Origin of the sequence: Hyphomonas sp. BRH_c22 (assembly GCF_000961795.1) — a bacterium.
In the GTDB taxonomy this organism is placed as follows: domain Bacteria; phylum Pseudomonadota; class Alphaproteobacteria; order Caulobacterales; family Hyphomonadaceae; genus Hyphomonas.
This window is the reverse complement of sequence record NZ_LADU01000036.1, coordinates 1-9,983: the sequence shown is the minus strand read 5'-3', so window position 1 is coordinate 9,983 and position 9,983 is coordinate 1. Positions and strand designations below refer to the sequence as shown.

The 9,983-nt window shown below is 62.0% G+C and carries 7 protein-coding genes; 2 read left to right on the top strand and 5 right to left on the bottom strand.

Features of this window, described 5'->3' with window-relative positions; all coding sequences use genetic code 11:
- The 3 genes from VR74_RS05360 to cysD form a co-directional block, all read right to left on the bottom strand.
- The coding region (locus tag VR74_RS05360) for an acetyl-CoA acetyltransferase (protein ID WP_045695026.1) at positions 1 to 1,408 on the bottom strand (1,408 nt) is incomplete at its 3' end.
- 104 nt (positions 1,409 to 1,512) lie between these two features.
- Entirely contained in the window at positions 1,513 to 3,420 is a 1,908-nt protein-coding gene (gene cysN / locus VR74_RS05355) for a sulfate adenylyltransferase subunit CysN (RefSeq protein ID WP_045695024.1), read from the bottom strand.
- Positions 3,421 to 4,368 (bottom strand): sulfate adenylyltransferase subunit CysD, encoded by a 948-nt coding sequence (gene cysD, locus VR74_RS05350; RefSeq protein ID WP_045695023.1) that lies wholly within the window; start codon positions 4,366 to 4,368, stop codon positions 3,421 to 3,423.
- A 189-nt stretch (positions 4,369 to 4,557) separates the two neighbouring features.
- Between cysD and glmS the strand changes: the two genes are divergently transcribed.
- Entirely contained in the window at positions 4,558 to 6,384 is a 1,827-nt protein-coding gene (gene glmS, locus VR74_RS05345; RefSeq protein ID WP_045695022.1) for a glutamine--fructose-6-phosphate transaminase (isomerizing), read from the top strand.
- Between the two features lie 102 nt (positions 6,385 to 6,486).
- Complete coding sequence (locus VR74_RS05340) at positions 6,487 to 7,413, top strand: hypothetical protein (protein WP_045695021.1); 927 nt, start codon at positions 6,487 to 6,489, stop codon at positions 7,411 to 7,413.
- A gap of 13 nt (positions 7,414 to 7,426) precedes the next feature.
- Here the strand turns inward: VR74_RS05340 and VR74_RS05335 are convergent, their stop codons facing one another.
- Both VR74_RS05335 and VR74_RS05330 read right to left on the bottom strand, forming a co-directional pair.
- Positions 7,427 to 8,443 (bottom strand): NAD-dependent epimerase/dehydratase family protein, encoded by a 1,017-nt coding sequence (locus VR74_RS05335; protein WP_045695019.1) that lies wholly within the window; start codon positions 8,441 to 8,443, stop codon positions 7,427 to 7,429.
- 44 nt (positions 8,444 to 8,487) lie between these two features.
- Positions 8,488 to 9,558 (bottom strand): sugar phosphate nucleotidyltransferase, encoded by a 1,071-nt coding sequence (locus VR74_RS05330; protein WP_045695018.1) that lies wholly within the window; start codon positions 9,556 to 9,558, stop codon positions 8,488 to 8,490.
- Positions 9,559 to 9,983 lie beyond the last annotated feature (425 nt).

Genomic DNA, 9,983 nt, shown 5'->3' with positions numbered 1-9,983 from the left:
GCGCAAGGGCGCGGCGACCATCGGCGAGGCGGGCGAAGATGATGCCGTTTTCGGGGCCTGCCTTGCCGTGGGTGACGGTGAAGGTTTCGAGCGTGGCCTCGCAATCCGTATTGCAGAGCGCGACCTGATCGGCAGGCTTTGCGGCAGGCAGGGCCGGGGTGAACGCCTTCGGCCGTGTGGTGGAATAGATGCCGGCGGCCTCCTTTGTCATCCAGCCGCCATTGGCGAGGATGAGGCCGAGCTCGCCGGGTGAATTGCGCAGCTTGCGCGACATTTCAGCAATTCCGTGCAGGGAGTAATTGTTACCCGGGCCGCCGAAGAAAGGCAGGCCGCCAGTCAGAGTGAGGGCGCGGGAATCATGCTTCCAGTCAATGCCGAGCGCTGCGGTCGAGGAGAAGACGGCGCAGGGAAAGCAGGAATAGAGATCGAAATGCCGGATGTCGCTGCTGGTGACGCCGGACTGGTCGAGGGCGCGGCCGAGGGCCTGTTCCATCGCCCATGAGCCGTCGATGCGGGGGCGTACCGAGATATGGTCGTCGCCCGCCTCGCCGCCGCCATGAAGGTAGACGCGGTTATCCTGCGGCACGCCGAGTTCATCGGCCTTGCTTTCGCTCATCAGGATGGCTGCGGCCCCCTGGTTGACGGCATCCTGCGCGATGAACCATTTCAGGAAGGGGTCGGCATATTCATAATTCTCGCGCGACGGCGTCGAGAGGAATTCCACGCTGTGCTCGACGGGAAATTGCGACATGGGGTTCTGCGCGGCGACGGCGGAGAAAGGCTGGAAGAGTTCGGCCATGGCGCGGCGGTGCTGGCTGCGGGTGCGGCCTTCACGGGCGGCGATGGCATTCTCGAACAGGCCGTAGAAATAGGCGGGCGCGACAAGACCGTGCTTGATCTCTTCCCGGCTGAGCAGCATCGGGCCCATGCCGCGATCCTCGAAGGCGTCATCGGTGCCGTCGGCCCAGTTGATCTCGAGCTTGTGGCGGCGGGCGCCCTTGGAGGCGCGATTGGCCTCGGAGCCGGAGATCAGCGCGACCTCTACCTCGCCGGCATGGATGCGGGCGGCCATTTCGTTGACCAGGGCCTGCGGGCTCTGGCCGCCGACGGTTTCGTAGATCAGGCGGGCAGGCCTGGCGCCCATGTCGCGGGCGAGCGTGCCGGGCAGGTTGGTATTGTGGCCGTGGGGATGGTGTCCGGCGCCGACGGAATCCTCGAAGATGCGGACGACCGCGATCGTGTCCACGGCCGCAGCGACATTGGCGGCGCCGGTATCGGCGAGGGCGGCCCTTGAGGCGTCGGCCATGAGGGACAGCGGTGAGGGGGCGCCGCCTGCGCCTGCGCTGCCATCCCACTGGCTGAGGCTTTGTCCGGCACCGACGAGGACGGGCATGTCTCCCTTGGCCATGATACGTGCTCCCTTGGTCTGCAAATCTGTATCTGCAACGGGCTTAGCCTGCCGCGCGGCGCATTTCGAGACGGGACGTTGGGGAAAGCGCGCGGCGGAAATGCCTAGTCCGCCAGGAAGCCCTTTTCCTTGAGGTAGCCGAGGATTTCCTCGGCGGCCTCTTCCGGCGACTGGCTGACCGTATTGATGCGCAGCTCGGGATTCTGCGGCGCCTCATACGGGCTGTCGATGCCGGTGAAGTGCTTGATCTCGCCGGCGCGGGCCTTCTTGTAGAGGCCCTTCACATCGCGGCTTTCGGCGACCGCCAGCGGTGTATCGACATGGATCTCGATGAACTCGTTCTCGGCCATCAGGCCGCGGGCCATCTGGCGCTCGTCGCGGAAGGGCGAAATGAAGGACACAAGCGTAATCAGGCCTGCATCCGTCATCAGGCGGGCGACGTTTGCCACGCGGCGCACGTTCTCCACGCGGTCGGCATCGGTAAAGCCAAGATCGCGGTTGAGGCCATGGCGGACATTGTCGCCGTCGAGAATGAACGTGTGCTTGCCGAGGGCGAAGAGGCGTTTCTGCAGCGCGTTCGCAATGGTCGACTTGCCCGAACCGGACAGGCCGGTGAACCAGAGCACGGCGGGTTTCTGGCCCTTCTGCTCGGCGAGGGTGGCCCGGTCGATGTCAATCGCCTGCCAGTGGATATTCGAGGCGCGGCGCAGGGCAAAGTCGATCAGGCCAAGGCCGACCGTGTCATTTGTCTGGCGGTCGATCAGTATGAAGCCGCCCATTTCGCGGTTGTCATCATACGGATCGAAGGCGATGGCCTGGTCAAGCGACAGCGTGGTGACGCCGATCTGGTTCAGTTCCAGCGTCTTGGCGGGCACGTCATTCAGCGTGTTGACGTCGATGCCGTATTTCGGCGCGTTGATCGTGGCAGTGACGGTCTTGGCGCCAATCTTCAGGAGGTAGCGGCGCCCGGGCAGGAGCGGCGTATCGCTCATCCACAGGATGCGGGCCTGGAACTGGTCTGACACTTCGGCCGGATCGTCTGCCGAGACGATCACGTCGCCGCGCGAGGAGTCGACTTCGTCAGCCAGCGTCAGCGTGACGGACTGGCCGGCGACGGCTTCGTCAAGATCGCCTCCTGCCGTGACGATGCGGGCAATGGTCGACTGGCGCCCGGAGGGCAGGGTCTTGACCCGGTCACCGGGTTTCACCGTGCCAGCGGCGATCTGGCCGGAGAATCCCCGGAAATCCAGGTTCGGGCGATTGACCCACTGGACCGGCATGCGGAACGGCGCGCCGAGGCGCTTGTCGCCAATCGGCACGGTTTCCAGGTATTCCATCAGGCTCGGGCCGTCATACCAGTCGGTCTCGGCAGACCGCTCCGTAATGTTGATGCCGGCAAGGGCCGACATCGGGATGGCCTGCACTTCAAGGTCGGTCGCCAGTTCGTCGGCGAAATCATAGAAGTCATCGACAATATCATCGAAGACTTGCTGCCTGTAATCGACGAGATCCATCTTGTTCACGGCCAGCACGAGGCGGCGGATGCCGAGCAGCGTGGTGATGAAGCTGTGGCGGCGGGTCTGAGTGAGGATGCCCTTGCGCGCGTCGATCATCAGGATGGCAACGTCGGCGGTGGAGGCGCCGGTCGCCATGTTGCGGGTATACTGTTCGTGGCCAGGCGTGTCGGCGACGATGAACTTGCGCTTGTCGGTGGCAAAGAAGCGGTAGGCGACATCAATCGTGATGCCCTGCTCACGCTCGGCGGCGAGGCCATCAACCAGCAGGGCAAAGTCGATATTCTGCCCCTGCGTGCCAACCCGTTTGGAATCGGCCTCCAGCGAGGCCAGCTGGTCCTCGAAGATCATCTTGGAATCATAGAGCAGGCGGCCGATCAGGGTCGACTTGCCGTCATCCACGCTGCCGCAGGTGATGAAGCGCAGGAGGGACTTGTCCTCGTGCTTTTGCAGGTAGGCGCCAATGTCTGAGGCGATCAGGTCGTCGGTGAGGCGCATCTAGAAATAGCCTTCCTGCTTCTTCTTCTCCATGGACGCGGCCTGGTCGGCGTCGATGACGCGGCCCTGCCGCTCTGACGTGGTGGTCAGCAGCATTTCCTGGATGATTTCTTCGAGCGTGGAGGCCGTGCTTTCGACCGCGCCGGTCAGCGGATAGCAGCCGAGCGTGCGGAAGCGGACGGATTTGGTGACGGCGGTGCGTGCCAGTTCGTCCGGCATCCGGTCGTCATCGACCATGATGTCAACGCCGTTCCAGTTCACGACCGGGCGGGGGGCGGCGAAATAGAGCGGGACGATCTCGATGCTCTCGCGGCGGATATATTGCCAGATGTCGAGCTCGGTCCAGTTCGACAGCGGGAAGACGCGGATGCTCTCGCCCTTGTGGATGCGGGTATTGTAGAGGTTCCAGGGCTCCGGGCGCTGTTTCTTGGGGTCCCAGCGATGCTCGGCCGAGCGGAACGAGAAGACGCGCTCCTTGGCGCGGGACTTTTCCTCGTCGCGGCGGGCCCCGCCAAAGGCGGCGTCGAACCTGTACTTGTCGAGCGCCTGCTTGAGCGCGGCTGTCTTCATCACGTCCGTATGCACGGCCGAGCCATGGGTGAACGGGCCGACACCCTCGCGCACGCCGTCCTCGTTGATATGGACCAGAAGGTCCATGCCCATTTCGGCGGCCTTGCGATCGCGAAAGGCGATCATCTCGCTGAATTTCCAGGTCGTATCGACATGCATCAGGGGGAAGGGCGGCCGGGACGGGTAGAAGGCCTTCATCGCCAGGTGCAGCATGACCGCAGAATCCTTGCCTACCGAATAGAGCATGACAGGGTTTTCGCACTCTGAAGCAACTTCGCGCATGATGTGCAGGCTCTCGGCTTCGAGCCGGTCGAGATGGGTCAGTTTGGCCAAGGGTCGTAACGTCCTTCGTTTTCGTCTTGTCGTCCTAGTCGCCATAGGATGGGGATGGAAGGCCGCGATTCACAGGAAACGCACTTGTAAGCAATGCTATACGCTCGGCCGCGTCCGGAGGAAGGCCCGTGAATGCAGGAAATACCCTTCAATTGTCGCAATTCCCAACAAACTGTCATTATTCAGACGGAATGCGGGGGTCTATCTACACGATCAGATTCGTGGAGGTAGAGTATGTGCGGGATTGTTGCGATTGCGGGAACTGAACCTGTTGCGGGCCGGTTGATCGACGGCCTGAAACGCCTGGAATACCGGGGCTATGACAGCGCCGGGATCGCCATTTCCAGCCTCGGCAAGATCGAGCGCCGCCGCGCCAAGGGCAAGATCGTCAACCTGCAGGCCCGGCTTGAAGAACTGCCCATGGATGGCACGACCGGCATCGCCCACACGCGCTGGGCAACACATGGCAAGCCGAACGAGACGAACGCGCATCCGCACATGTCCGGCGACGTGGCCATCGTGCACAATGGCATAATCGAGAATTTCCGCGACCTGCGGACCGAACTTGAAGCGGCTGGCTGTGTATTTGAATCGGAGACAGACAGCGAAGTCATTGCCCAGCTGATCGACCGGAACATGCAAGGCGGCATGAGCGCCGTCGATGCCTTCGCGGCGACGCTTGGCCAGCTGCAGGGGGCATTTGCCCTGGCGGTGATCTTTTCCGGCGAGGAAAGCGTGCTGATGGGCGCCCGCAAGGGCAGCCCGCTCGTGCTCGGCTATGGCGAGGGCGAGATGTATCTCGGGTCTGACGCCATTGCACTCGCGCCGCTGACACGCGACGTGACCTATCTGGAAGAAGGCGACTGGGCGGTGTTGCGCCCCGACAGCGTGGATATCCGCAATGCCCGCGGCGACCGGGTGAACCGTCCGCGCGTCACCTCGGCTGTGAATGACGCGCTGATCGAGCGCGGCGAGTATGACCATTTCATGCTGAAGGAAGTCCATGAGCAGCCGGAATCGCTGGCCCGCTCGATCCTGCCCTATATCGACCAGGCAACGCAGACGATCCAGGCCGGGGAGGCCGCCGAGCAGATTTTCGCAGACGCCGACCGCGCTGTCGCGATTGCCTGCGGCACGGCCTATTACGCCGCCATGACGGCGAAATACTGGTTCGAGCAGATCGCGAAACTGGCGGTCGAAACCGACATCGCGTCCGAATTCCGCTATCGCAAGCCGGTCCTGCCGGTGACGGGCCCTGCGCTGTTCGTCAGCCAGTCGGGTGAAACCGCCGACACGCTGGCGGCGCTGCGCTATTGCCGGGACAACAAGTCGCCCGCGATTGCCATAGTGAACGTGCCGGAAAGCTCGATTGCCCGCGAGGCGAAGGCCATTGTGCCGACCCATGCCGGGCCCGAGATCGGGGTCGCATCGACCAAGGCTTTCACGGCGCAGCTCGCCGTGCTGGCGGTTCTGGCCCTGTCGGCCGCCAAGGCACGCGGCCACCTGAAATCCGGCGACGAGGCGCGCTATGTGAAAAGCCTCCTGTCGCTGCCGCGCAAGGTGACCGAGGCGCTGGAAGCCGAAGCCGATATCAAGGCGATCGCCCAGACGCTGGCCAAGGCGAAGGATGTGCTGTTCCTTGGCCGGGGCCGGTATTATCCCCTCGCCATGGAAGGCGCGCTGAAGCTGAAGGAAGTCTCCTATATCCACGCCGAAGGCTATGCGGCGGGCGAGCTGAAGCATGGCCCTATTGCCCTGATCGAGCAGGACCTGCCGATCGTTGTCGTCGCGCCCTATGACGACCTGTTCGAGAAGACGCTGTCGAACGTGGAAGAAGTGCGCGCACGCGGCGGGCGGATCATTCTTGTTTCGGACGACAAGGGCATCAGACTGGCCGGCAACCGGGCCGATCATGTGATTCGCCTGCCCGATGCCGACGAGATCGCCATGCCGATCCTGGCGGCCATCCCGATGCAGCTGCTGGCCTATTTCGTGGCGGTCGCGAAGGGCACGGATGTCGACCAGCCGCGCAACCTGGCGAAATCCGTCACGGTGGAATGACCTTCACGCGGGCCTACGGCAATGAGTACCGGACCTACCTACTGGCCTTGCTGGACAAATCCGCCCAATAAGGCCGGTGTCACCAGTCTGGGAAGAAATGCCATGCCTGTTCCCGATATTGCACACGTCGAGGCCCGGATCATCGATCTCCTGAATGCGGAGGGGCCGATGATCGGCAAGGAACTGGCCGCAGCCTTGCCCGACATTCCCGTGCTCGCCCTCTGGCAGGCCTGTTACCAGAGCCGCGCGCTGCACGTATCCCACTTTGCCAGCTACTATCTGCGGTTTGACATAACCCGCGATGACCAGGTGCGGCTCAGCCCGTCCATCCTGCGCGATTTCCTGTCATTCTCGCTGTTCGGCCTGCCGGGCCAGCGTGACCAGATGATCGAGCGCCAAGGCACGCTGTCAAATATGCACCGCGAGATCAGCCGCGAGAAGATCGCGCTGGCCCAGCAGGTGATGAAGTCGCTCTTCCTCGACCTGCCGCGTGAAATTCGCTCGTCCATGTGCGCGTTCATTGCGGGCGACCTGGCGTATTTTCTCGCCCATAACGAGCCGCGCGAGCACCTTGTGTCGGGCGAGATGGTCAAGGGGTCGGATATCGACATCGTGATCATCCTCAGCGACAGCCTGCCGGATTCGATCCAGAATAAGATCGACACCGACATGATCGCCCTGAAGAACTACTATTTGCGGCATCCGCAATACCGCCACGAGATCGACTTCATCACGAAGCGCCAGTCGACCATGGAGCGCCAGCTGCAATACGCGGATATCCATGACAAGATTGCCAGCAAGATCGCCTATGAATCCATGTTCCTTGGCGGGTCGCTGACGCTCTATATGGAGGTGCGCGACGCGATGATCTCGACCGGCGTCGACCGCCTCATTGAAGCGGATTTCGAGCACGCGCTGAAGGATCGCAAGCACGCCATGCAGAAACTGCTGCTGGCATCAAGCGACGACATTGACGAGGAGACCCGCTCGCTCTTCTATTTTTCGCAGGAGCGCGTCGAGTTTACCTGATTAGGGGTCAGATTCAGCTGGTTTTGTAGCTGCGAAGCCAATCGATGAAGATGGGTATCCCGGTCTCGAGCGGGGTGGAGGGGGCAAAGCCATAGTCGGCAGCGATCGCCGATACGTCGGCATAGGTTGAATGAACGTCGCCGGGCTGCATCGGTTCGAACTGGATCAGGGCTTTCTTGCCGATCGACTGCTCAAGAATTTCGATAAAGCGCATGAGCTGTACCGGCGTATTGTTCCCGATATTGTAGATGCGGTGGGGCACATCCGTGACGGGCTTCATGGGCTGCAGCACGGTTGCGACAACGCCTGAAACGATATCGTCAATATAGGTGAAATCACGTTCCAGGTGGCCATTGTTGAAGACTTGAATGGGCTCGCCGGCGAGAATCTTCTCGGCGAATGACCAATAGGCCATATCCGGGCGGCCCCAGGGTCCGTAAACCGTGAAAAACCGCAGTCCGACCTGGCGTATGCCGTAGAGCCGGGCATAGGACTCGCTCATCAGTTCATCGGCGCGCTTGGTCGCCGCATATAGCGAGACGGGACTGTTGACGGGATCAGACTCGCTGAAGGGCACTTTGGTATTGGCGCCGTAAACCGAGCTGGACGAGGCGTAGACAAGCAGAGGTTGCTTTGCCGCCTGCCGCACCAGTTCCAGGATCGACAGGTGGCCAACCAGGTTGGACGCCGCATAGACAAAGGGATTCTCAAGCGAGTATCGCACGCCAGCCTGGGCTGCCAGATGGATCACGACGTCCACACCCTTGACGCCGGGCAAGGCGAGAAGCCAGGCATGGTCTGAAATGTCGAGACTGTGAAAGGTAAATCCGTCATGGGCCGACAAGAGGTCCAGACGGGCCTGTTTCAACGAGACCGGATAGTAATCATTGAGATTGTCCACGCCAATGACGCGAATGCCCCTTTGAAGCAACGCCAGCGATACATAATAGCCGATGAATCCGGCAGCGCCTGTCACCAGCACGGCTTCTGTCTTTGAAGAGCCTGACCGGTCGGCGTTTGAGATAATCATCTGTTGAATTCCTGTGGCCTGCCGCAGATAATTCTGCGTGGCTTCTAGAGCGCTTGTGTCAGCCCACGCGCTTTCAGGGCTTCTATCACGAGGCTGACATCCTGCGCACGCGCCTTGGACATGACCAGAACAGCGCCATCATGCACCGCAATGACCAGGTCTTCGACGCCGAGGGCGGCCACCAGCACGCCCTGTTCGGAATGAATTGTGCAATTCTCGGTGTCGATCAGCACCGGTTCGAGCTGGCCGCTGGATGTCTGCAGGTCGCCAACGGCCGGCCATGTGCCGACATCGCTCCACGCGCATGAGAGCGGCCCGCAAACGGCCGCGTTACTTGTATGCTCCATGATGGCATAATCGATGGAAATCGACCGCACGGCGGAAAAGGCCGTTTCGTCGATATGGTGGACCGTTCCGTCGGCTTGCGCCCTGTCGAGCGCATCCTTCACGCCGCGCAGCACGTCCGGGGCGTGGGTTTCCAGTTCGGCGCGCATCAGGTCAGCCGGGAAGAGGAAGATGCCCGCATTCCAGGAATAATTTTCATCGGCGAGGTAGGACAGTGCGGTCACATGGTTGGGCTTCTCGCGGAACGAGGAGACGGCAAAGGCTGACGGCCCGATCTGTTCGCCGGCCTTGATATAGCCAAAGCCGGTCTCGGGCCGGTCCGGCGAAATGCCGAAGGTCACGATACGGCCTGCCGCGGCAATCGCTGCCGCCTCGGCAATGGCTTTCCGGAAGGCGCCGGGATTTCCGATGAAGTGATCCGACGGCAGGAGAAGAACCAGTCCCTTCGGGTCGATGCGGCCAACAAATTCTGCGGCGACTGCGGCCACTGCCGCCGTGTTACGGGCGCAGGGTTCCAGGAGGATGGCGAGTGGCGAAATATTGTCTGCCTTGAGCTGTGCGTCGATCAGGTCGAGATAGCGCGCATTGCTGATGATAATTGGCGCGGCCAGGTCGAGACCGTCCCCGCCGGGCGCCAGCCGCGCAACCGTCTGGCGGAACAGCGACGTGTCGGACACCAGGTTCACGAACTGCTTTGGCGTACGTGACGTGGATACGGGCCAAAGCCGCGTTCCGGAGCCGCCACACATGATTACGGGATATATCTTCATGGACGAAAGCCGCTCCAGGTGAATGCGAACCGGGCGATGTCAGCAAGACTCGTGCCCCCGGTCCTTATTTCAGACACGCCTCAAAATATCCACCCTCGGAAGCGTGCACAGCCCTGCGCCTTCCCCGTGCCAACAGCTTTGGCTGCCTTGACACCCAGGGGCCGCAAAGCAACGCTTCATTAACGCGGTAAGAAGACCATCCAGCCAGAACTTGAAGGCCAAGCATCAATCAACTCAGGAGCGTCGCGTGTCCGGTCACGAAAAGAACTGCAGGACGTCGATCCGGCTTGTTTTGACAGCCGCCTTGCTGGTGCCGACCGGACTGATGCTGGGGGCATGTGCCGGCGGTGGCGGGGGCGGCGGCAGCGCCGTGACACCCCTGCCACCCCCACCTCCACCTCCACCCCCACCCCCGCCACCTCCAC

Bases quoted from the DNA above. Each gene is read 5' to 3' on its own strand.
- cysN (WP_045695024.1), bottom strand. From the start codon at position 3,420: ATGCGCCTCACCGACGACCTGATCGCCTCAGACATTGGCGCCTACCTG.
- cysD (WP_045695023.1), bottom strand. From the start codon at position 4,368: ATGGCGACTAGGACGACAAGACGAAAACGAAGGACGTTACGACCCTTG.
- glmS (WP_045695022.1), top strand. From the start codon at position 4,558: ATGTGCGGGATTGTTGCGATTGCGGGAACTGAACCTGTTGCGGGCCGG.
- VR74_RS05340 (WP_045695021.1), top strand. From the start codon at position 6,487: ATGCCTGTTCCCGATATTGCACACGTCGAGGCCCGGATCATCGATCTC.
- VR74_RS05335 (WP_045695019.1), bottom strand. From the start codon at position 8,443: ATGATTATCTCAAACGCCGACCGGTCAGGCTCTTCAAAGACAGAAGCC.
- VR74_RS05330 (WP_045695018.1), bottom strand. From the start codon at position 9,558: ATGAAGATATATCCCGTAATCATGTGTGGCGGCTCCGGAACGCGGCTT.